Raw genomic sequence first — 21,634 nt, forward strand, 5'->3', positions numbered from 1 at the left:
CACCTACAACCCTAGCGCCGTAGCGTGACGGTATGCGCATCCTGGTCTTGGGCGGTACCGCCTTCCTGTCAGCAGAAATCGCCCGGCAGGCTCTTGCTGCCGGCCATAGTGTCACCTGTTTGGCCCGGGGTACTTCAGCGAGCCCGCCCGACGGCGTCACCTGGGTAAGGGGCGACCGCGCCTTGGGTGCCGGGGCCTTCGCGGAGATCGAAGGCAGCTGGGATGAGGTGGTGGACGTCTCGCGGGATCCCGTGCAGGCGCGTGTGGCGCTGGACGTCCTGGGACCCGCCACGGAGCACTGGACGTTTGTTTCCAGCTGTTCGGTATACGCGGACCACTCGGTACCTGGGGCGGATGAAAGTGCGGCGCTCTTGAAGCCTTTGCCCGAGGGCCAGGCGGGCACTCCGGAGACATATGGGGAATCCAAGTCTGCAATCGAGCAGATGACCTTGGCCGCGGTGGGGGAGAAAGCGCACATTGTCCGGGCAGGACTCATCGGAGGTCCGGGGGATGGAACGGATCGCTACGGGTACTGGCCTGCCCGCTTTGCGGCCAACTCCGATCCGGTGCTGGTGCCCGACATTCCTGACGACGCCACCCAGATCATTGACGTCAGGGACCTCGCTGCGTGGATCCTGCGATCCGCCGAAGAAGGATTGACAGGCACCTACAACGCCTTGGGAGACGTGGTGCGGTTCGAAGACTACATCGCCGAGTCGCAGAGGGCGGCGGGAACCGCAATAGGGGATGGAGCGGCTCAGGAAGTCATCCGGCCTGACGAAGTTTGGCTCGTGGAGCATGGCGTCGACTACTGGGCAGGGCCGGACTCCTTGCCCCTCTGGTTGCCGGCAGACCACGATGGCTTTCAAGCACGGACCAACCGCGCCGCTCGTGAGCGTGGAATGACCCTCCGGCCGTGGCAGGAAACTCTTGCGGCCACACTCGAGGATGAAAACGCGCGAGGCTTGGACAGGAACCGCAAAGCCGGACTGAGCCGTGACACTGAACGTAGGCTCGTCGCACTCTGGAGGCTCGACCAGCGTTAGGCTGCTGCCGCCGTCGTGATTGGTTCGTGGAGTACCGGGAAGTTGACGCTGCGGGCGATGAAGCAGACCTGGTTGGCTTCATGGTGAAGCTCTGGGACCAAAGTGGCGTGAGCGGGATCCGCGATGGTGACGTTCGGTTTGAGCGTCACGCTCTCGAACTGCCCGCTGCCGTCCCGGTTGAGCTTCATGAGGCCTTGGGCGTTGTCCTCATAGCCGGTGACGACTACCCCATGCTTGACTGCCACGTGCAGGAAAGACAGCATGTGGCACTGCGAAAGCGCGGCAAGCAGTAGTTGCTCTGGGTTGTAGCGCGTCCGATCCCCATGGAACGTGGGATCGGCCGATCCCTTTAACGTAGGCAGCCCGCTGATCTCAACGTCGTGGTCGCGTGAGTAACCACGGTAGCTTGCTGTGCCCTCGCCAAGGTTCCCGGTCCAGCGGACAGTCAGTTCGTAGTGGTGTTCGTTGAGGCCCATGCGGACAGTTTAGCTATGCACGCACACGCAACTGTCCGCACGGGCCTCAAAAATGCAGGGCTTAGACGTCCGCTGCCCGTGCGCGCAGGGCCCGGGCTACGCCGTCGCGGTTTTCCAGCATCATGCGGCGCAGTGCTGCACTCTCCTCCGGAAGTCCAGCCAGGAATGCGTCGGTTCGATCCACCGTGGCCTGTGTAGTGAGCTGTGCCGGGTAGAGGCCCACAACGATCTGCTGGGCCAAGGCGTGCGTTCGTTCCTCGACGATTCCGGGCACGGCAGCGAAATACTTCTCCGCGAAAGGCTCCAACAAGGCAGTGTCGGCCACACGCATGAAGCCAGCCACGGCCGAGGCTTGCAGGGCGTTGGAGAGCTCTCCCTTGACCACGATCGAGTCCCAGGCTGCTGCCTTGGCCTCCGGGGTGGGAATGGCTGCTTTCGCCTGGGCAGCAGCGTTTTGGCCGTTGGAGGTGTTGTCGCGGGCAAGTTCGGTGTCGATGCGCTCCTGGCCTTGGCGTCCGCCGGCGACGAGGGCGGTCAGGAGCTCCCAGCGCATGTCCTGGTCCACGGTGAGGCCTTCGAGGGTCTCCCTCCCGTCCAGGAGAGCCTGGATGCGGTCCAGTTGCCCTCCGCTGCGTGCCAGTTGGGCGTAAGACTTGGCGAACTGCAGCTGGGCATCCGAACCCGCCGCCGCGGACGAAGCCAGCTCCCACAGCTTGTCCGCAGCGGCGATGGTGGTGTCCAGTTTGTGATCGGCGGCGACGTAATACGTCAGTGTGGTGGCGAGCTGTCGTAGCTGGACCAGGATGACCGAGGAATCCGTTTCGTGGGCAATGTTGGCCAGGATCAGGTCGACGTAGCCGCGGGCGGGGGTTTCGCCGTCGCGCGCAGCGTCCCAGGCCGAACCCCAGACCAGGGTGCGGGGAAGGCTGGCTCCGAAGTCCTTCAGATGGGCCTTTGCGGTGGCAAGGGAGTGCTCATCGAGCCGAACTTTGGCGTAGGCGAGGTCGTCATCGTTGAGCAGGATCAGGTCCGGGCGGGAAAGTCCCGCAAGGGCGGGGACTTCGGTGCGGGGGCCGTCGACGTCGAGTTCTTCGCGGTGGATGCGCTCCAGCTTGCCTTCTCCGGACAGCGAGTAGAAGCCAACGGCCAGGCGGTGCGGACGGAGAGTGGGCTGTTCGTCGATCGCGCTCTGCAGGATCGCGAAACCGGTGATGGTGCCATCGGCGTCAATGGTCAGCTCGGGAGCAAGGGTGTTCACACCGGCGGTTTCGAGCCAGAGCTTGCCCCAGACGTCCAGGTCGCGGCCGGACGCGGCTTCGAGCTCCACCATGAGGTCAGCGAGCTCGGTGTTCTTCCAGGCGTGCTTGGCGAAGTACGTACGGACACCGGCCATGAACTGTTCCGGACCCACCCAGGCCACCAACTGGCGCAGCACGGAAGCGCCTTTGGCGTACGTGATGCCGTCGAAGTTGACCTCGACGTCCTCGAGGTTGTTGATCTCGGCGAAGATCGGGTGCGTAGTGGGCAACTGGTCCTGCTTGTAGGCCCAGGACTTCTCAACCGAAGCGAAAGTGGTCCAAGCCCGGTCAAATTCCGTGTTCTCCACGGCGGCAAGGTGCGACATGTACTCAGCGAACGATTCGTTGAGCCAGAGGTCGTTCCACCAGCGCATGGTCACCAGGTCGCCGAACCACATGTGTGCGAGTTCGTGCAGGACGGTAATGGCACGTCGTTCGATTTGCGCGCCGGTGACCTTGCCGCGGAAGACATACCCTTCCAGGATGGTCACCGCGCCGGCGTTTTCCATGGCTCCGGCGTTGAATTCCGGGACGAAGAGCTGATCGTACTTTTCGAACGGGTACGGGCAGCCGAACTGGGCCTCGAAGAACTCAAAGCCCTGGCGGGTCAGCTCGAAGATGTTGTCCGCGTCGAGGTACTGCATGAGCGACTTGCGGGCGAACACTCCCAACGGAATGACCCGCCCGTCGGAGCTGGCGACCTCCGAGCGGACCGACTGGTACGGACCTGCAATCAAGGCCGTCACGTAGGAGGACAATCGCGGAGTCGGGGCGAAGTTCCACACGGATCGCGCGGTTCCGTCCTCACCGGTCGCGGTTTCGGAAGGGACCGGGGTGGGGGAGTTGGAGATGACGTCCCAGTGCGACGGCGCGGTGACCGTGAACGTGAAGCTCGCCTTAAGGTCGGGCTGCTCAAAGACAGCGAACATGCGCCGGGAATCCGGAACCTCGAACTGCGTGTAGAGATACACCTCGCCATCAACAGGGTCTACGAAGCGATGCAGGCCCTCGCCAGTGTTCATATAGGGAGCGTCTGCCACGACCACGAGTTCGTTGTCCGCGGCCAGGTCCGGGAGCTGGATGCGAACGCCGTCGGAAACCTCCGTGGGGTCAAGGTCTGTGCCGTTAAGCGTCACGCTGTGGACCTTCTCCGTGATCGCGTCGATGAACGTGGACGATCCCGGCTTGGCAGAGAACTTCACTACTGTTGTGGAGCCAAACACTTGGGCACCCTTGGTTAGGTCCAAAGTGACGTTGTACGACTCGACGTTGAGCAGTTCTGCGCGGTTCGCGGCTTCTTCGCGCGTTAGATTCAGGCCTGGCAAGTGGTGCCTCCGAAGATTTTGGGATGGCCGGTCCGTCATGGCCGGTCGCTGGTATGAAGCCATTGTTTCACTCCAAGCCGGGAAGGCAAGGAGCGAGCACCACAGTGTCGCCCCACGGAGTAGCGTTGGATTATGGCATCGTTCCGGGACACTCTCGATTTCCGCGCACTGAGGTTTGCGGTTGCCTTTCCGTTGCTCCTTTCCATCGGGTTCGTGGTGTGCGCCCAGATGCTGCGCAACGACCTCCCCAACCCGGTGGCCGTCATGTGGAACGCCGACGGCGGCACCTCCTTCGCGCCTTTCGGCGCCTATGTAGCTGGCGGCGCCGCCCTCATCACCTTCTGCGGATGGGCGGTCTTCCTCCAAGCCGTGTCAATTTCCCGGCCTGTGGTCATGCGCCGGGTCATGATGGGTGTAGGCCTCATGGTCAGCCTGTTCATCACCACGGTGTTGGCGGCCGGTCTGGTGGGCCAGTCAGGACTTGCGGATGCGCGCCAATCCCACGTTGACCCGATCGTACTGGCCATGGGCAGCGGCGCCGCCGTGGCTTTGGGTGTAGTCATGATGTTCGCCTTCAAACCGGACCCGCGATGGACCCGGGAGGATGACGTTGCGCTCGAAGAAGAGCTGCGTCTTCTCGAAGACCCTGATCTCGCCCGAGACACCCTCCGGCTGTGGGTGCATGCCAGGAGTTCGGTGTTCGTCATGATCATTGTGTCGGCGCTGTTCCCCGCTGCGCTGATAGCGGTCGCGGTCCCGTGGCTGGGCGCCTTGGTAGCGGTGGCTGCGCTGGTTGGCGCGGGGTTCCTGTTCGCGAGGGTGCGCGCCGACAGGGGAGGGCTGCAAGTGTTCGCCGGCGGGATCGTGCGCGTCCTGACTGTCCCCGCCGTCGACATCGCCGCGGCAGCCCCTGCGGACGTAAAGGCCGCAGATTATGGCGGGTGGGGCTGGCGGCACCACGACGATGCCACCGCCATGCTCGTCAGCAGTGGCCCGGCCGTCGTCGTAAGGAAACTTAATGGGGGCCGGGTGGCGCTCAGTGCAGGGACCCAGGCTTCTGCAGACAAACTCGCCGGGGTTCTCAACAGGGCGGCGCGTCGGGCCCGCGGCGACGGACAGGCCCAACAACCCGGGTAGCGGTACCCTAGGTAGCGCATCCCTTATCGCCGCGCCCCGGCCCTATGCCGTACCCGCGCGCCAGAAAGAATGGACTTCCTGTGACTACACCCCGCGTCCACATTGCTACGGACCACGCCGGCATGGAACTCAGTGCCCATCTGGTCAGCCACCTCACGGCCAAGGGCTACGACGTGGTGGATCACGGGCCCAAGGAGTACGACGCCCTGGACGACTACCCCTCCTTCTGCATCAACGCCGGCCTTGCTGTCGTGGCAGACCAGAAAGCCGGTGTGCATGCTCTCGGCATCGTGCTGGGCGGCTCGGGCAATGGGGAGCAAATTGCTGCCAACAAGGTCAACGGCGTACGCGCTGCGCTGGCTTGGAACCTCTCCACCGCTAAGTTGGCCCGCGAGCACAACGATGCCAACGTGGTTGCTGTTGGCGGACGCCAGCACACCGTTGAAGAAGCCACCGAGCTCATTGAAGCCTTCCTCCAGGAACCGTTCAGCAACGACGAACGCCACGTCCGCCGCATTGGCAAAATCGCTGTGTACGAAACTACCGGCGAGATCGTCGAGTAGTGCCCGAGGGGCATTCCGTCCATAGGCTGGCCCGCCAATTCCAGGATGTTTTTGGCGGCCGGCGTCTGGACGTTTCCAGCCCGCAAGGAAGGTTTGCTGCCGGCGCGGAACTGCTCACCGGGCACACGATGGTTGATGCCACGGCCCATGGAAAGCAGCTATTCCTCAGGTTTGACCACGAAGTCTTCCTTCACGTCCACCTGGGCCTCTACGGTGCGTGGAGCTTTGGCGGCGATAGTTCCTTTACGGGTGCCTCCAGCATCGGGGCTCCACGTCGTATCGGCGAACGGGAGACCGGCGCTTCTTCCGACGACGGCGAGTACGCCGGCCCGCCTACCCCTGTGGGCGCCGTGCGCGTCCGGCTGGTGTCCCATCACGGCTGGGCCGATCTCCGTGGCGCCACCACGTGTGCAGCCATCACCTCCGCCGAGGCAGAGGCTGTGCTGCAGCGTCTGGGCCCGGACCCGCTGCACAATCGCCCGGGAGACCGGGATGAGTTCATTCGACGCCTGCGCCGCCGCAAAACGGCGGTGGCCCTGCTGTTGATGGACCAATCGGTCCTGGCCGGCGTCGGCAACATCTACAGGGCCGAGGTGCTGTTCCGGCAAGCAGTCGATCCGTGGACACCGGGAAGCAGCATTGATGCGGAAACCGCTGGTCGTCTCTGGGATGACACCGTGGACACCATGTCCGACGGCGTCCGTGACGGACGGATTGTTACGACGCCATCCACCTTGTGGACCGGCGGCGGTGCTGTAGCGCCCGACGCCGATGCCCACTTTGTCTACAAGCGCGACGGCATGCCCTGCCGGGCTTGCGGGACGGTTGTGGGGATGACCGAAATCGGTGCCCGCAAACTGTATTGGTGTCCGGGCTGCCAAATTTAGGCGGTTTGCAGCATTAGCGAGGTATGCAAAAGGGCCCCGATCCGTGGATCGGGGCCCTTTTTGTGGAGGGGACGACGGGAATCGAACCCGCGTAATCAGTTTGGAAGACTGAGGCTTTACCATTAAGCTACGTCCCCGGGAGGGATACCCTGTTACAGGACAACTTCCCGGCGGCTGTTCAAGCCGGGTACAACTAAACCTAATTCCGGACGCGGTGTCAAATGTGCATTCTCGGCTCGCTTGCCCGTAGACTGTCCTGTGCATTCGGGGTGTAGCTCAGCTTGGCTAGAGCGCCTGCTTTGGGAGCAGGAAGTCGCAGGTTCAAATCCTGTCACCCCGACTCTGTGTTTGCGTCCGCTTCCGGGACGCGACAGAACCCCATACCCACAAAATCAGGAGTACTTAGACTGTGAAGAGCGCTGTCGAGAACCTCACCGCAACGCGGGTCAAGCTCAACGTTGAGGTTCCCTTTGAGGAACTGAAGCCGAGCATCGATGCCGCGTACAAGACCGTTGCTTCGCAGATCCAGGTTCCCGGATTCCGCAAGGGCAAAGTTCCCTCCAAGCTCATCGACCAGCGCGTTGGCCGCGGCTACGTCCTGGAGACCGCCATCAACGATGGCCTCAACGGCTGGTACCAGGCTGCAGTTCAGGAAACCGGCGTTCGCCCCCTGAGCCGTCCTGAAGTTGAGATCACCGAGGTTCCGGATCCGTCCGCAACCGACGGCGAGCTCAAGTTCCAGGTGGAGATCGATGTCCGCCCCGAGATCGAGCTGCCGGACTACGCCGGCATCAAGGTTGAGGTTGCTGCCGCTGAGTCCTCCGAAGCTGACGTCGACAAGGCCCTGGACGAACTGCGCGGCCGCTTCGGCACGCTGAAGTCCGTTGAGCGTCCTGCCAAGAACGATGACTTCCTGACCATCGACATCACCGCCACGATTGATGCCGAAGACATCGATTCCGCGTCCGGCCTTTCTTACCAGGTTGGTGCCGGCACCATGCTCGAAGGCCTCGACGAAGCCGTGACCGGCCTCTCTGCCGACGAGGAAGCCATCTTCGAGACCACGCTGGTTGGCGGCGACCACGCCGGCGAATCCGCGCAGGTGAAGGTAGTTGTCAAGGCCGTCAAGGAGCGCGAACTCCCCGAGGCAAACGACGACTTCGCACAGCTCGCATCCGAGTTCGACACCCTTGCTGAACTCCGTGAGGACCTCGCGAAGCAGGCTGCCGACTCCAAGGTTGTCGAGCAGGGCGTTGAAGCACGCGACAAGGTCCTGGACAAGCTTGTTGAACTCGTTGAGGTTCCGGTTCCGGACTCCGTTGTTGAAGAGCAGATCGAAGCTCACTTCAACCCGGAGAACGCACACGGTGAAGGTGACCACGACACCGAGGAGCACCGCGCCGAGGTCAAGGCCAACACCGAGCGTGCCTTCCAGAACGAGATCATCCTCGACGCCATCGCGGACAAGGAAGAAGTAGACGTCAGCCAGAACGAGTTGATCGACTACATCGTCACCACCGCAAGCCAGTACGGCATGGACCCGAACCAGTTCGCGCAGATCATTGATCAGAGCGGCCAGGTTCCCATGATGGTTTCCGAGGTTCGCCGCCGCAAGGCCCTGGCCGTCGTGCTGGGCCAGGCTGAGGTAGTCGACTCCGAGGGCAACAAGGTTGACCTCACCGACTTCGTCCGTCCTGCCGGCGAAGCAGCAGCCGAAGACGCTGCGGCTGTTGAGGCAACCGAAGAAGCTGACGTTGTCGCAAGCGACGACCCCGCAGCAGTGAAGTTCTAGTCAACGACTTCAACCGGCCCCGGATCTCCTGATCCGGGGCCGGTTTGCTTTAAGGCTGAACATTGGTGCTGAACGCAGACGTGCGCCGTCAGCGAACAGTGCGATTCCGGCGAACAAATCGCCCGTGAAAACGGTTAGTGTCCAAGTAGTGAAGTTCAGTGAGGTCACTGGCACCAGCGAGAGGTAAGTACTTATGTCACAGCAATCAGAGGCTCCCCGGATGGCAACTGTCGATCCCGCAGCCCAGGACAACTACATCTACAACCGCCTGCTGAAAGAGCGCATTATTTGGCTCGGCTCTGAAGTGCGTGACGAGAACGCCAACGCCATCTGCTCGCAGCTCCTCCTCCTCTCGGCTGAAGACCCTGAGAAGGACATCTACCTGTACATCAACTCTCCGGGTGGTTCCGTGACGGCAGGCATGGCCATCTACGACACCATGCAGTTCATCCCGAACGACGTCGTCACTGTGGCAACCGGCCTGGCCGCGTCCATGGGTCAGTTCCTCCTTTCCTCCGGCACCAAGGGCAAGCGTTACGCAACGCCCAACGCCCGCATTCTGATGCACCAGCCCTCGGGCGGCATCGGTGGCACGGCCTCGGACATCAAGATCCAAGCGGAACTGATCCTGCACATGAAGAAGGTCATGGCCGAACTCACTGCAGAGCAGACCGGGCAGTCCGTGGAGACCATCCTCAAGGACAACGACCGCGACAAGTGGTTCACGGCCACTGAGGCCCTGGAGTACGGCTTCTTCGACAAGATCTCGGCGCACGCCGGTTCTGTTGCAGGCGGCGGCGGAACGGCCAACCAGTCGAACTCCGAAAACTAACCGGCACAAAGAACCACTGAAACCCCAGGAGTAAAGAACATGAACTACAACTTCGGATGGTCTGCCGGTAATCTCCCGTCCAGCCGCTACGTCCTGCCCCAGTTCGAGGAGCGCACGCCTTACGGCTTCAAGCGCCAGGATCCGTACACCAAGCTGTTCGAGGACCGCATCATCTTCCTTGGCGTACAGGTTGATGACGCGTCCGCCGACGACATCATGGCCCAGCTGCTGGTCCTTGAATCGACGGATCCGGACCGCGACATCACCCTGTACATCAACTCGCCGGGCGGTTCCTTCACTGCCATGACGGCTATTTACGACACCATGCAGTACATCCGTCCGGAGATCCAGACGGTGTGCCTGGGTCAGGCAGCAAGCGCGGCTGCGGTGCTGCTTGCCGCTGGTACGCCCGGTAAGCGTCTGGCCCTGCCGAACGCCCGCGTTCTGATCCACCAGCCGGCCCTTTCCGGTGGCCAGGGCGGACAGGCGTCCGACCTTGAGATCCAGGCGGCGGAAGTCATGCGCATGCGCACCTGGCTTGAGGACACCCTGGCGCACCACTCGGGCCGCACATCCGAGCAGGTCAACAACGACATCGAGCGCGACAAGATCCTCACCGCTGCGGATGCCCTGAGCTACGGTCTTATTGACCAGGTCCTGGACTCCCGCAAGATCAAGCCCCAGGCAATCGCCCGGTAATGCACGGATTTGGACGCCGGTGCGGTTCACGAAATATGGACCGCACCGGCGTTCTGTTTCCACCCAAGCAGCCCATTGTGACCTAGAGTGGATGTTGTCACGGTGGTGCCAACCGCGGCGTGGCCGCACACTTGAGTACGGCGCGGAGCCGCATCACCCGAATGCAACGAAGGGATTCCCACATGGCTCGGATTGGCGAGAGCACGGATCTGCTGAAGTGTTCTTTCTGCGGAAAGAGCCAGAAGCAGGTACGGAAGCTGATTGCCGGGCCCGGTGTCTACATCTGTGATGAGTGCATCGAGCTTTGCAACGAGATCATCGAAGAGGAGCTCGCCGAAGTTTCCGATCTCGGTAGTTTCGAACTGCCCAAGCCCCGTGAGATCTTCGACTTCCTGCAGGAATACGTCATCGGCCAGGAACCCGCCAAGCGGTCGCTGGCTGTGGCCGTCTACAACCATTACAAGCGCATTCAGGCTGGCCACGCACCCAAGACCGGCAGCCTGGGCGAGGGTTCGCACCACGAGGATGTGGAGATCGCCAAGTCAAACATCCTGCTGATCGGACCCACAGGGTGCGGCAAGACCTACTTGGCCCAGACGCTGGCCCGCCGCCTCAATGTGCCGTTTGCCGTAGCTGATGCCACAGCCTTGACGGAAGCCGGCTATGTTGGCGAGGACGTCGAGAACATCCTGCTCAAGCTCATTCAAGCGGCAGACTACGACGTCAAAAAGGCCGAGCAAGGCATTATCTATATCGATGAGATCGACAAAATCTCCCGCAAGAGCGAGAACCCGTCGATCACCCGCGATGTATCCGGTGAAGGCGTACAGCAGGCCTTGCTGAAGATTCTTGAAGGCACTGTTGCTTCTGTCCCGCCCCAGGGTGGACGGAAGCACCCACACCAGGAATTCATCCAGATCGACACAACCAACGTTCTCTTCATTGTGGCCGGTGCCTTCGCCGGCTTGGAAGACATCATTGGTTCACGGTCCGGGCGCAAGGGCATCGGATTCGGCGCACCGCTCAACGAGGCCCGGGACAACGTGGATACTTACGGCGAAGTCATGCCGGAAGACTTGCTTAAGTTTGGCCTCATTCCCGAATTCATTGGGCGCCTCCCGGTCATTACCACGGTGTCCAGCTTGGACCGGCCAGCACTGATCCAGATTCTTTCCACACCAAAAAACGCTTTGGTGAAGCAGTACCAGAAGATGTTCCAGTTGGATGGCGTGGAACTGCAATTCGACGACGACGCCTTGGACGCCATAGCGGATCAAGCGCTTGAGCGTGGCACTGGTGCACGTGGACTCCGGGCCATCATGGAAGACGTGCTGCTTCCCGTTATGTTCGATCTCCCAAGCCGGGACGACATCGCAACCGTGGTGATCACGGCGGACGTCGTGGCCAAGAAGGCCCAGCCCACCATGATCGCCCACGACGTCGTTGCCAAGCGCCGGAATAAGTCGGCTTAGCCTCCTGTTGGCCTAAACAAGGCGTGGTCCCGCCAGGACCGCTGTCATGCCACTTTTCCCACCCTTCAGAGGAGTTCCCTGTGCCTGAGCAGATCGTGCCCGAACAGATCGTGTCCGAAGAGACCGTCAACAACAAGGCTGACTTCTGGTTCGACCCCGTCTGCCCGTTCGCCTGGATCACCTCGCGCTGGATCGGCGAGGTGGAGCAGGTGCGGGGCATCGAGACCGATTGGCACGTCATGAGCCTCTCTGTCCTCAACGAGGGCCGTGACCTTCCCTCGGACTACCGGGCCATGATGGACGACAGCTGGGGGCCTGTCCGGGTGATCATCGCAGCCCAGGAGCTGCACGGCAGCAGCTACGTCAAGCCGCTGTATGACGCCATGGGGGAGCAGATCCATCACGAGGGTAACAAAGACCGGGCCTCCGTGATCCAGAAGGCCCTCGCCGAGACCGGCCTTCCTGCTGACCTGGCCCGATTCGCAGACTCAAATGAATACGATGCCCCGTTGCGTGCAAGCCACGAGGCCGGTATTTCGTTGGTCGGCCAAGACGTCGGAACTCCCGTGGTAGCCGTCAACGGCACGGCGTTCTTCGGTCCGGTCCTTACTCGGATTCCTCGTGGCGAAGAAGCAGGAAAGATCTGGGACGCCACGGTTACCCTGGCTGGCTACCCCCACTTCTTCGAGCTGAAGCGCAGCCGAACTGAAAGCCCTGAATTCAACTAGCCTGAACGGTAGAACGCTACTTCAGGAACCGTGAGGTCCGTCGGTCAGCCAGAATCTTCCCGTTGGTCTGGCAGGTGGCGCAGTACTGAAGTGAGGTGTCCGCGAAGGACACCTCACGGACTGTGTCTCCACACACAGGGCACGGCTGACCGGTCCTGGCATGAACCCGGAAGTTGCTGCGCTTGGTGTCCTTGAGCTCACTCGACGGTTTCCCGGCGGCGGCGTTGACGGCTCCCACCAGGATCTCCTGCATGGCCTCGTAGAGCCGGGCGACCGTTGTCTGGTCCAAGGATTTGGCGGTGGCAAAGGGGGAAATCTTGGCCGCGTGGAGAATTTCGTCGCTGTAAGCGTTGCCGATTCCAGCGATCACGCTCTGGCTGCGCAGCAGGCCTTTGATCTGCTGGGAACTTGATCGGACGATTGCTGCCAGCGCCTCCAAGTCAAAATCGGGGCTGAGGGGTTCTGGTCCAAGCGTGGCTATTCCCGGAACGTCCTGGGGATCTTTCACCACGTAGATTGCGAGGCTCTTTTTGGTTCCCGCTTCGGTCAGGTCCACGCCGATGTGGGCATCGTCGGCAGGCCGCTGGAGCAGGAGCCGTGCTGAGATGTTGCTTTTGCCCATGCGCAACCCGGCTGAGGACGGGTGTTCCGTGTACCTGACCCAGCCGGCCTTCGCCAGATGGAACACGAAGAACAAGCCGTCAGCGTCGAGGCAGACGAACTTCCCGATGCGCTTCGCACCGAGAATGGTCCGACCCTCCAGTGCCGTGTAGGGAGGATCCGCAGTCTTGAGTGCAGAGATGGAGTTGATGCGGACCTCGGTCAGCACGGCTCCGTGGAGTTGGGTGTCCAAATACATGCACAGGCCGTGCACTTCGGGGAGTTCCGGCATGGTCAATACTCTGCCACAGGTAGCTATCTGCCCGCAGGAAAACTACAGGTTTGTAGTTCTTTCGTAGGCCTTGTGCATCGTCGTCAGCGGGACAACAATGGTTCTTACCCACTTCGAAAGAAGAGGGACACGGAAACCAAAGATTCAGTGATTGCAACCAACGCAGCCTTCGGCAAAGTTGGAAGCAACCTACCAGTGATGAGGTAGGAAGACCTGAAATTCCAAGGATTCCGCCAGACTGTCAAGACATCACCAGACAGCCGAAAAGTCGAAGCCCCACCAACGGCAAAACGCTGATGGGGCTTCCCCTTTGCCCTAAAACGGGTGGTTCCAGCTGTTGGGCCCTACTTGCTAGGACGCGGTCGTTTCCTCGACCGGTGCCAGGACAACATCGCTGACCGTCAGTTCACCTTCGCCGGACTGGAGAGTAATCTCCTGTGCGTTGGCGGCTGCCTTCAAGTCACCGAGGCCGGCCTTAAGCTGGGCGACCAGTACCTCCGAAGCCGTAATGAATGCCGAGAGCACCTCAGTACGCTGCTTGACCTTCGCCTCGGACTTGGCCTTGCGGATGCCGCTCAGTGCTATGCCCACGGTGCCCAGCATGGTGGTGTCACCATCGGTGATTTCCAAGGCTCCCGGCCACTCGGCACGATGAACTGATCCTGTGCGCCACCAGCCCCAGACCTCTTCGGTTGCGAAGGGCAGGAACGGTGCAAACAGGCGCAGAAGGGAGTCCAGCGTTGTCGCCAGGGCGGCCAGGACGGATGCCTGCTCGGTTTCGCCGGCGGCACCGTAGGCACGGTCCTTGATGAGCTCCACGTAGTCGTCCGTGAACTGCCAGAAGAACGACTCAGTGATCTGGAGTGCGCGGGCGTAGTCGTAGTTCTCGAACGCCTTGGTGGACTGGGCAACAACCTCGGACAGTTGCGCCAACAGCGCACGGTCCAAAGGATTGGAGAGGACCGAAAGGTCCGACGTCACCACTGAGTTCTCGGTGGCTCCAAGGTTCAGCACGAACTTGGAAGCGTTCAGCAGCTTGATGGCAAGGCGGCGGCCGATCTTCATCTGGGCGATCTCGTACGCCGTGTCCGCACCGAGTTTGGCCGAAGCTGCCCAGTAGCGGACGGCGTCCGAACCATACTCATTCAACACATCCGTGGGTACAACCACGTTGCCCTTGGACTTGGACATCTTCTTGCGGTCAGGGTCCAGGATCCAGCCGGAGATGGCCGCGTGCTTCCACGGGGCGTTCTTCTGCAGGGCATCCGCGCGAACGGCAGAGGAGAACAGCCAGGTGCGGATGATGTCGTGTCCCTGCGGACGAAGGTCGAAGGGGTATACCTTGGAGAACAGTTCCTCGTCACGGCTCCAGCCGCCCACAATCTGAGGGGTCAGCGACGACGTGGCCCAGGTGTCCAGGACATCGGCGTCACCGGTGAAGCCGTTGGCCTGGTCCCGCTGCGATTCCTCGAAACCGGGAGCGGCGTCCGCGGCGGGGTCTACGGGGAGCATCTCGTCCGAAGGCAGAATGGGGTTGTCGTAGTCCGGGTTGCCCTGGGCATCCAGCGGGTACCAGACAGGGATGGGCACGCCGAAGAAGCGCTGGCGGGATACGAGCCAGTCACCGTTCAGGCCTGCGATCCAATTCTCGTAACGGGAACGCATGAAGGCCGGATGGAAGGTGATTTCCTGGCCACGGCCGATCAGGCGTTCGCGGCGTTCCTCATCGCGCCCACCGTTGCGGATGTACCACTGACGGGAGGTAACAACCTCGAGGGGCTTGTCGCCCTTCTCGAAGAAGTTCACCGGGTGGGTGATCTTCTTTGGTTCGCCGTCCAGCAGCTCCGCTGCCTTGAGCAGTTCAACCACGGCTTCCTTGGCGGAGAAAGCGGTCTTGCCGGCGATCGCAGCATAGGCTTCCTTGCCGGCGTCGGTGGTGATCCACTCCGGGGTATCGGCAATGATGCGGCCGTCCCGGCCCATGATGGCGCGTGTGGGCAGCTGCAATTCGCGCCACCAGGTGACGTCGGTCAGGTCACCGAAAGTACACACCATGGCGATGCCTGAGCCCTTGTCCGCTTTGGCGAGCGGGTGGGCCTTGACCTCGAGTTCCACGTCGAACAGGGGCGACTTCACAGTCTTGCCGAAGAGCGGCTGGTACCGCTCGTCGTCGGGGTTTGCCACCAAAGCCGCGCAGGCAGCCAGCAGTTCCGGGCGCGTGGTCTCGATGAAGATCTTTTCGCCGTCTTCGGTGAAGAAGGGGTAGCGGTAGTAGGCGCCGGCAACTTCGCGGTCCTCAAGCTCAGCCTGTGCAACAGCGGTGCGGAACGTCACATCCCAGAGTGTGGGTGCTTCGGCCATGTAGGCGTCACCGGCGGAGAGGTTCGCAAGGAAGGCACGCTGGGACACCGCACGGGAGGTGTCGTCAATGGTGCGGTAGGTCAGGTCCCAGTCCACGGACAAGCCAAGGGTCTGAAACAGGTTCTCGAAGACCTTCTCGTCCTCAACGGCGAGTTCTTCACAAAGTTCGATGAAGTTCTGGCGCGAAACGACGTCGAAATCGCGCTGGTTCTTGGCAGGCTGCGCCGGGGGCGTGTAGTCGGCCTTGTAGGGGATGGCGGGATCGCAACGCACACCGTAGTAGTTCTGGACGCGGCGCTCAGTGGGCAAGCCGTTGTCGTCCCATCCCATGGGGTAGAAGACGTTCTTGCCGGTCATGCGCATGTAGCGGGCCTGGACGTCAGTCTGGGTGAAGGAGAACATGTGGCCCACGTGGAGCGAGCCGGATGCCGTGGGCGGGGGAGTGTCGATCGAGTAGACCTGCTCCCGGGTGGTGTCCGGGTTGAACTTATAGGTTCCTTCCTTCAGCCAGCGCTGCGTCAAGGCAGCCTCGAGGCCTTCAAGGGCCGGCTTGTCGGGAACGTTGATGGGGGCGGTGGCGGGCGTGTCTGTACCCTGCGTTGATTCAGCCATGGACCAATTGTTTCATGGCCTGGCGTTACAGCTCGCCCGTCGGAGGATCCCGCACCCCCGATAAGGTGGTGCCATGACTTTGGCAGCACACGAGACCCCTGCAGGACACAACAAGACGGCCGTCGTTACCGGTGCGAGCACCGGCATCGGCCAGGCGACCGTAAGGGCACTGGTTTCCGGCGGATGGAAGGTCTTCGCCGTGGCGCGCAGGGCCGACAGGCTAGGCGCGCTGGGTGCCGAGACCGGTGCCGTGCCGTTCCCGGCTGACATCACGGACGACGACGACGTCGCGGCCTTGCTCGCGGCCGTCACCAAAGCCGGAGGTGCTGACACGCTCATCAACATCGCCGGCGGTGCACGGGGCGCAGATACGATCGCGAACGCCGACACTGAAGATTGGGACTGGATGTACCAGGTCAACGTCCTGGGCACCATGAAGATCACCCGGGCCTTCCTGCCCATGCTGCGGGACAACGGCGAGGGAACTGTCCTCAACCTGACGTCCACGGCAGGGCTGTCCGCTTATGAAGGCGGTGCGGGCTACAACGCAGCCAAATTCGCCCAGCATGCCATGACCAATGCTCTGCGCCTGGAAGAGGTGGGCAACAACATCCGGGTCATCGAGGTTGCCCCGGGCTTGGTGCAGACGGAGGAATTTGCCCTGAACCGCCTCGGTGACAAAGACGCAGCCGCCAAGGTCTATGCCGGCGTGGAGAAGCCCCTGACCGCCGAGGACGTAGCAGGCGTGGTGGCGTACTCAGTCTCGCTACCGCACCACATCAACCTCGACCAGATCGTTGTCCGCCCTGTGGCTCAGGCGGCCAACCACAAACTCATCCGCAAACAGGGCTGAGGCCCGTCAGTCAGCCGGGAGGGTGAGTGTAGCCATGATGGCTGCGTGGTCCGAACCGGGAACCCGGTGGACGGCGTATCCGCTGCTGCCGATGCGGGGCGAGGTGACCATATGGTCGATCACGATGCCCGGAAGCGGGGGTCCTTCCATGGGCCACGTGGGAGCGAACCGTGCACCCGCAGCGGTCCCGACGTCGATGAGCTTTCTGCCGTCCGGGTTAGCAGCCTCCTTCCCCTTAATCAACGCGGTGTCCAGCAAAGCCCGGAACTCGGAGTGGTCGTACGTGGCGTTGTAGTCGCCCATCAGCAGCTGGTTCCCGGATTCCGACGCTTGGCGGGCGATCTTGCCGAGGTCGCTCCGCCATTGGTCAATCCGCTCATCCACCGGCGGGAGGACGTGCACGTTGCTGAGGTTCAGCGAGGCCTTGTCGCTGGACTCCGGGTTTGAGACGAGTACCCGGGTGACGGCAATCCGGAATGGCGTATCAGGCAGGAGCCCGTCGGGTTCGAGCGGGAACACCGAGTACACGGCGCCGCCGGACGCATCGTCGTTGGGTTCGCTGACCCGGTTCGGCAGTACGTCCTCCATGCCCGCGGAGGTTAAGCGATCCTCCAGTCCTTGCGTATGTTCCTGGATGGTCAGCAGCTGAATCCCGTTGTCCGTGACCAGCTTCACGATGGCGGCGGCGTCTGCTTCTCCGTATTCAGAGTTGAGGCTCATCACTCTCAAAGGGGCCGTGGCAGTACCGGCAGGTAGTGGCTCCGGCTTTCCGGCGCCCAACGGGACCAGCCAGAACAGCTGGACCGCCAGCAGGGCCGCCGTCGTGATGATGACCCAACGCCGCCGCCCTACCAAGGCAAGAATCAGGGCAAGCGCCGCCGGCAGCACCATCCACGGGGTGAAGGACAACAGCTGCACCACGATCAAGGGCCACTCCGCGGGGATCGCGCGGAACATCGATACCCCCGCCACGGGCAGCGCAGCAAGCAACGCCACCACTGACCACGCCAAGGAAGCACGGCGCGGCGCAGGGCGGGTTTCCTTCACGGCATTCCCCGGGTGTGTCATGGGTTTGAGTCTATGCACAGCCAAGTAGAACAGGGCCCTCAGCTGCCGCTAGACTTGGAAGACCAGCTTTGACCCGGCCATCACCGGTGAGCTTCCGGAAGAACAGCACTGACCACCCGCAAGGTGGCAAGCGCCCAGTAGAACCGGACGGGTAAGCCCGTCACAGCAGTAATGAGAGGCCGGAATCCCGTTTTCCGGTAAGTGAGGTGGTACCGCGGTACCGGTATTGATCCAGGTCAATGCCGAAGCCGTCCTCGCATCCTGACAGTCAACCAGCTATCACAGGATATGAGATGACCCACTACCCCAAGGCCTCAGCCTCTTCTTCCGGCACGCACGGCGTGTCCGCTTCCGTGAAGTTCCCGGAAATCGAAGAGCGCATCCTCAAATACTGGGGTGAAGACGGCACCTTCCAGGCCAGCATCGACCAACGCGATGCGGGCAAGGACGGCAGCAACGAATTCGTCTTCTACGATGGCCCTCCCTTCGCCAATGGCCTGCCGCACTACGGCCACCTCCTGACCGGCTACGCCAAAGACCTCGTAGGCCGCTACCAGACCCAACGCGGTAAACGCGTGGAGCGCCGCTTCGGCTGGGACACTCACGGCCTCCCTGCAGAGCTCGAAGCCATGAAGCAGCTGGGCATGACGGACAAGACGCAGATCGAAGCCATGGGCATCGACAAATTCAACGACGCCTGCCGCGCCTCGGTCATGAAGTACGCCAACGAGTGGAAGGCCTACGTCACCCGCCAGGCACGCTGGGTGGACTTCGATAACGACTACAAGACACTCAATGTCGAGTACATGGAGTCGGTGCTCTGGGCCTTCAAACAGCTGCACGAGAAGGGCCTCACCTACAACGGCTACCGCGTTCTTCCATACTGCTGGAAGGACGAGACCCCGCTGTCCAACCATGAACTCCGCATGGACGACGACGTCTACAAGAACCGCCAGGACCAAACGGTCACAGTAACGTTCCCCATCAAGACCGGGCAGTCCGAACTCTCCAAGGACCTCGAAGGCGTTCAGGCGCTCGCATGGACCACCACGCCGTGGACTCTGCCCACCAACCTGGCGCTCGCCGTCGGGCCTGATATCTCCTATGCCGTCCTGCCCGCAGGACCCAACGGCGTCAAAGCCGCCTCTGCTGAGGCGCCGGTTACCGGCAGTTTCCTGCTCGCGGCTGACCTTGTGGGGCAATACGCCAAGGATTTGGGGTACGACGACGCCGCTGCCGCGACGGGCGCTGTCGTGTCCACTCACACAGGCGCCGAGCTCGCGGGACTCGAGTACGAACCGCTCTGGAACGACTTCGCTGACGCTGAGAAGTACGGCACCGGGAACGCCTGGCGCTTCCTGGTGGCTGACTACGTCACCACCACTGACGGTACGGGCATCGTCCACCAGGCTCCGGCCTACGGTGAGGATGACCAGAAGGTCTGTGAAGACGCCGGCATCCCCGTGGTGTTGTCCGTGGACGAAGGCGCCAAGTTCCTGCCGCTTTTCGCCCACGGAGAGCTCGCCTCCATTGTTGGCCTGCAGGTCTTCGACGCCAACAAGCCCATCACCCAGGTGCTGCGCGCCGACGGGCGGCTGGTCCGCCAAGCCAGCTACGAACACAGCTACCCGCACTGCTGGCGCTGCCGGAACCCGCTGATCTACCGCGCCGTGTCCTCCTGGTACGTGGAGGTCACCAAGTTCAAGGACCGCATGTCCGAGTTGAACCAGGAGATCAACTGGATCCCCGGCAACGTCAAGGACGGCCAGTTCGGCAAATGGCTGGACAACGCCCGCGACTGGTCCATCAGCCGCAACCGGTATTGGGGTTCGCCCATCCCCGTATGGCAGTCCGACGACCCTGAGTACCCGCGCACCGACGTCTATGGGTCGCTGGCCGATATGGAGGCGGACTTCGGCCGCCTGCCGGTCAACAACGAAGGCCAGGTGGACCTGCACCGGCCCTTCATCGATGAGCTGACACGTCCCAACCCGGACGACCCCCGCACGCCGGCTGAGGGACAATCGACCATGCGCCGTGTGGAAGATGTGCTGGATGTCTGGTTCGACTCCGGTTCCATGCCCTACGGACAGGTGCACTACCCGTTCCAGAACGAGGAATGGTTCGACACCCACAACCCTGCGGACTTCATCGTGGAGTACATCGGCCAGACCCGTGGCTGGTTCTACATGCTGCACATCCTGTCCACGGCACTGTTCGACCGCCCGGCGTTCCGGAACGTGATCAGCCACGGCATCGTGCTCGGCTCTGACGGGCAGAAAATGTCCAAGAGCCTGCGGAACTACCCGGATGTCTCCGAGGTCCTGGATCGCGACGGTTCCGATGCCATGCGCTGGTTCCTCATGTCCAGCCCGATCCTGCGGGGCGGCAACCTTGTGGTCACCGAGCAGGGCATCCGCGACGGCGTCCGCCAGGTCATCCTGCCGCTGTGGAACGTCTACAGCTTCTTCACGCTGTACACCAACGCTGCCAACGGCGGTTCCGGCTACGAAGCGAAGCTGCGCTACGACGGCTATGCCGACACGCTGGACCAGTACCTCCTGGCGAACACTGGAGACTTGGTCCGCAACGTCACCACCAGCCTGGACAGCTACGACATCTCCGGGGCCTGCGATGAACTGCGCAGCTACCTGGACATGCTCACCAACTGGTACGTCCGCCGCAGCCGCCAGCGCTTCTTCGACGAGAACGTTGACGCTTTCGACGCCCTCTACACGGCTCTCGAAGCAGTGTGCCGCGTGTCCGCGTCCCTGCTGCCGCTGGTGACGGAGGAGATCTGGCGCGGGTTGACGGGTGGCCGTTCCGTGCATCTCGCTGACTGGCCTGACGCTTCGCTGTTCCCATCCAACCCCTCATTGGTGGAGGCCATGGACCGTGTGCAGCAGATCTGCTCCACCGGCTCAAGCCTGCGGAAGGCAGCGAACCTGCGCGTCCGCTTGCCGTTGCAGGAGCTGACTGTAGTGGCTCCCGGTGCAGATGCGCTGGAAGGCTTTGCCGCCGTCGTCGCTGATGAACTGAACCTCCGTTCGGTCCGGTTGCTGGACGCTGCAACTGCCTCCCCTGAGGAGTTCGGCATTGAGCAGAAGCTCGTGGTGAACGCCCGTGCCGCTGGCCCGCGTCTTGGCAAGAACGTGCAGCAGGCCATCAAGGGCTCCAAATCCGGTGACTGGTCCGTGAACGACGCGGGCGTGGTAGTTGCCGGTGGCCTGGAGCTCGAGCCCCAGGAGTACACGCTTGAGACCGTGGTGGCAGAATCAGCCGATGGCGGTAGTTCCGCAGTCGCTGTTCTGCCTGGCGGCGGTTTCGTAGTCCTGAACACCGAAGTCACTCCGGAACTTGCAGCCGAGGGGCTGGCCCGTGACCTGGTCCGCGCCATCCAGCAGGCACGCAAGGACGCTGGACTCAACGTGAGCGATCGCATCCGTACCTCGGTGGAGGCAGCCCAGGACGTCGTTGACGCCTTGGAAGCCAACTCGGAACTCGTCAAGACCGAAACTCTGACGTTGGAACTGGAGGTTCTGTTGGCCAGTGTCGACGAACCGCAGGTCACCGTTGCAAAGGCAGGGGCTTGA

At 62.2% G+C, this 21,634-nt stretch carries 16 protein-coding genes and 2 tRNA genes; 12 read left to right on the top strand and 6 right to left on the bottom strand.

The genetic code is table 11. The annotated features are described in order from the left end of the window. Window positions 1-32: 32 nt before the first annotated feature. Window positions 33-1,046 carry an NAD-dependent epimerase/dehydratase family protein gene (locus AC0J5Z_RS12125; RefSeq protein WP_475032406.1) on the top strand — a complete coding sequence of 338 codons (1,014 nt, stop codon included), beginning with the start codon at window positions 33-35 and terminating at the stop codon, window positions 1,044-1,046. Here the strand turns inward: AC0J5Z_RS12125 and AC0J5Z_RS12130 are convergent. Both AC0J5Z_RS12130 and pepN read right to left on the bottom strand, forming a co-directional pair. Then, entirely contained in the window at window positions 1,043-1,522 is a 480-nt protein-coding gene (locus tag AC0J5Z_RS12130; RefSeq protein ID WP_475032408.1) for an OsmC family protein, read from the bottom strand. The two genes, AC0J5Z_RS12125 and AC0J5Z_RS12130, sit on opposite strands and share 4 nt — an antisense overlap. 61 nt (window positions 1,523-1,583) lie before the next feature. Then, window positions 1,584-4,184 (bottom strand): aminopeptidase N, encoded by a 2,601-nt coding sequence (pepN, locus tag AC0J5Z_RS12135; RefSeq protein WP_475039673.1) that lies wholly within the window; start codon window positions 4,182-4,184, stop codon window positions 1,584-1,586. Between the two features lie 93 nt (window positions 4,185-4,277). Here pepN and AC0J5Z_RS12140 point away from each other — a divergent pair, with 93 nt between their 5' ends. The 3 genes from AC0J5Z_RS12140 to AC0J5Z_RS12150 are packed head-to-tail and all read left to right on the top strand — an operon-like array spanning window position 4,278 to window position 6,732. Beyond that, entirely contained in the window at window positions 4,278-5,282 is a 1,005-nt protein-coding gene (locus tag AC0J5Z_RS12140) for a hypothetical protein (RefSeq protein WP_475032410.1), read from the top strand. Between the two features lie 44 nt (window positions 5,283-5,326). Beyond that, window positions 5,327-5,845, top strand: coding sequence for a ribose-5-phosphate isomerase (locus AC0J5Z_RS12145; protein WP_475032412.1), 519 nt, complete (start codon window positions 5,327-5,329; stop codon window positions 5,843-5,845). Continuing rightward, a complete protein-coding gene (locus AC0J5Z_RS12150) occupies window positions 5,845-6,732 on the top strand; it encodes an Fpg/Nei family DNA glycosylase (RefSeq protein ID WP_475032414.1) in 888 nt (295 codons plus the stop codon). The genes AC0J5Z_RS12145 and AC0J5Z_RS12150 overlap by 1 nt, the downstream gene beginning before the upstream one ends. 63 nt (window positions 6,733-6,795) lie before the next feature. Here AC0J5Z_RS12150 and AC0J5Z_RS12155 read toward each other — a convergent pair. Then, window positions 6,796-6,869, bottom strand: a tRNA-Gly gene (locus AC0J5Z_RS12155). Between the two features lie 128 nt (window positions 6,870-6,997). Here AC0J5Z_RS12155 and AC0J5Z_RS12160 point away from each other — a divergent pair. The 6 genes from AC0J5Z_RS12160 (at window position 6,998) to AC0J5Z_RS12185 (ending at window position 12,255) form a co-directional block, all read left to right on the top strand. Beyond that, window positions 6,998-7,072, top strand: a tRNA-Pro gene (locus tag AC0J5Z_RS12160). 69 nt (window positions 7,073-7,141) lie between these two features. Next, complete coding sequence (tig, locus tag AC0J5Z_RS12165; protein ID WP_475032416.1) at window positions 7,142-8,524, top strand: trigger factor; 1,383 nt, start codon at window positions 7,142-7,144, stop codon at window positions 8,522-8,524. Between the two features lie 220 nt (window positions 8,525-8,744). Next, entirely contained in the window at window positions 8,745-9,356 is a 612-nt protein-coding gene (locus AC0J5Z_RS12170) for an ATP-dependent Clp protease proteolytic subunit (RefSeq protein ID WP_014922040.1), read from the top strand. A 39-nt stretch (window positions 9,357-9,395) separates the two neighbouring features. After that, a complete protein-coding gene (locus AC0J5Z_RS12175) occupies window positions 9,396-10,055 on the top strand; it encodes an ATP-dependent Clp protease proteolytic subunit (protein WP_011775058.1) in 660 nt (219 codons plus the stop codon). A gap of 182 nt (window positions 10,056-10,237) precedes the next feature. Beyond that, window positions 10,238-11,527: an ATP-dependent Clp protease ATP-binding subunit ClpX gene (gene clpX, locus AC0J5Z_RS12180; protein ID WP_475032418.1), complete on the top strand. Its 1,290-nt coding sequence runs from the start codon at window positions 10,238-10,240 to the stop codon at window positions 11,525-11,527. 80 nt (window positions 11,528-11,607) lie between these two features. Next, window positions 11,608-12,255 (top strand): mycothiol-dependent nitroreductase Rv2466c family protein, encoded by a 648-nt coding sequence (locus tag AC0J5Z_RS12185; protein ID WP_475032420.1) that lies wholly within the window; start codon window positions 11,608-11,610, stop codon window positions 12,253-12,255. Window positions 12,256-12,271: 16 nt separating this feature from the next. Here AC0J5Z_RS12185 and AC0J5Z_RS12190 read toward each other — a convergent pair whose 3' ends face one another. Both AC0J5Z_RS12190 and valS read right to left on the bottom strand, forming a co-directional pair. Continuing rightward, window positions 12,272-13,147 carry an Fpg/Nei family DNA glycosylase gene (locus AC0J5Z_RS12190; protein ID WP_475032422.1) on the bottom strand — a complete coding sequence of 292 codons (876 nt, stop codon included), beginning with the start codon at window positions 13,145-13,147 and terminating at the stop codon, window positions 12,272-12,274. Between the two features lie 351 nt (window positions 13,148-13,498). Further along, window positions 13,499-16,120, bottom strand: a complete 2,622-nt coding sequence (gene valS, locus AC0J5Z_RS12195; RefSeq protein ID WP_475032424.1) for a valine--tRNA ligase — start codon at window positions 16,118-16,120, stop codon at window positions 13,499-13,501. 73 nt (window positions 16,121-16,193) lie between these two features. On the opposite strand from valS, the gene AC0J5Z_RS12200 reads away from it, so the two are divergent. Then, window positions 16,194-16,973, top strand: coding sequence for an SDR family oxidoreductase (locus AC0J5Z_RS12200; RefSeq protein ID WP_475032426.1), 780 nt, complete (start codon window positions 16,194-16,196; stop codon window positions 16,971-16,973). A gap of 6 nt (window positions 16,974-16,979) precedes the next feature. On the opposite strand, the gene AC0J5Z_RS12205 is transcribed toward AC0J5Z_RS12200, so the two are convergent. Further along, entirely contained in the window at window positions 16,980-18,041 is a 1,062-nt protein-coding gene (locus tag AC0J5Z_RS12205) for an endonuclease/exonuclease/phosphatase family protein (RefSeq protein WP_475032429.1), read from the bottom strand. Window positions 18,042-18,334: 293 nt separating this feature from the next. On the opposite strand from AC0J5Z_RS12205, the gene ileS reads away from it, so the two are divergent. Further along, complete coding sequence (gene ileS / locus AC0J5Z_RS12210) at window positions 18,335-21,634, top strand: isoleucine--tRNA ligase (protein ID WP_475032431.1); 3,300 nt, start codon at window positions 18,335-18,337, stop codon at window positions 21,632-21,634.

It is taken from the genome of Paenarthrobacter sp. TRD_SC_7, from assembly GCF_056156245.1.